The 1256-nt window shown below is 54.8% G+C and carries 1 protein-coding gene; it reads right to left on the bottom strand.

Going from position 1 to position 1256, the window contains the following annotated elements:
* Positions 1–9: 9 nt before the first annotated feature.
* Positions 10–1256, bottom strand: a 1247-nt coding sequence (locus tag GVI43_RS15690) for an IS4 family transposase (RefSeq protein WP_159567770.1), incomplete at its 5' end; no start/stop codon positions are given.

Genomic DNA, 1256 nt, shown 5'->3' with positions numbered 1-1256 from the left:
TAATGCCAGTCAGTTAAGCAACTGACTGGCTTTTTTGTTCCTAGCTTTGCCATATTTATGCGGCCTTTCCTTCACCACTCTAGGAAAGGCCCTTTCTCTTCGTACCGGCAGCTTCACCATTTTTCCCATACTCTCCAGATCCCGCATCAACTCAGGGATACGGCCCGGTGACGCACCCTGTAACGTCATCAGCATCCGCATCACCATCCCACAGGATTCTGAGAAGCTCAGCTGATTCGGCCAGTAACCCTTCAGGCTGCACGCCATCTTTATCATCTGATAACGCACCAGATTGTACGCCAGCAGCACGCCCCACAGTTCCTGCTCCACCAGATCCGGCTTTTTACTCCGCAGCGTCAGCCTACTCAGCTGCATTGTCTGCTTGATTTCCCTGTAACCCAGTTCGATTTCCCACCGATGGCTGTACAGGTCCACCATCTCTCCACCCGGATAGCGCATTGCGTCCGTCATCGACGTCAGCAGATGGTACACTTTTCCTTTCCGGGTGAAGGTCAACAACCGGGCTGTCATTTCCTCTTCCAGTTCCGGCCATTTTTTCCGCGCCTGCGGGCTGGTTTTCAGTGTGACCAGATGGTCGCCTTTACCCAGCTTCCGTATTTCTTGGTACTGAGCGCCTTTCTTCAGGGGGATCATCCAGTGACGATGCTTTCCTGCCTGATGCCAGGCATTCAGTAACCCCAGAGAGTAATAGCCTTTATCCAGTAGGGTCAGGGTGTTATCACCTGTCTGGTTTATCAACTGTTCTGCCAGCGTGCATTCACTTTCTTTCATCGTTCCAAAGACGGCGGCCGTTAACAAGTGGCTGGTCAGTTCCATCTGGCAGACCATTTTTACCTGAGGATAAAGGCCGGGCTGCCCGGCATAGGTCTGGCGCGGGAAGGCGGCGTCGTTCTCGGGCGTATCGGGTGTTCGCCAGACCACACCATCGACGGCGAGCAGGGTCAGACCACACCAGTGGGGATGGGTGACAGAGCTATGCCATAACTGCGCCGTTTGCAAGAACACGCGACGGACAGCCTCACTACCCAGCCGTTGACGTGCCTGAATAACAGCACTGGGGGCGACGAAGGGACGGTCACCCGGCAGCATGATATCCAGCCGGTTAACGATTTGATGAAGCGGCTCTTTACGTTCAAGAGCCATGCCAACGATGCACCAGACCATCATTTCCAGGGGCAGGCGGCGTTTACGCAGGGTGACTGTGCCGGACTCGGCAAGACAACGAGAGATGAGCT

This window comes from Budvicia diplopodorum, assembly GCF_009800925.1.
GTDB classification, from domain to species: Bacteria; Pseudomonadota; Gammaproteobacteria; order Enterobacterales; family Enterobacteriaceae; genus Budvicia; species Budvicia diplopodorum.
This window is presented reverse-complemented; position numbering and strand designations above follow the sequence as displayed.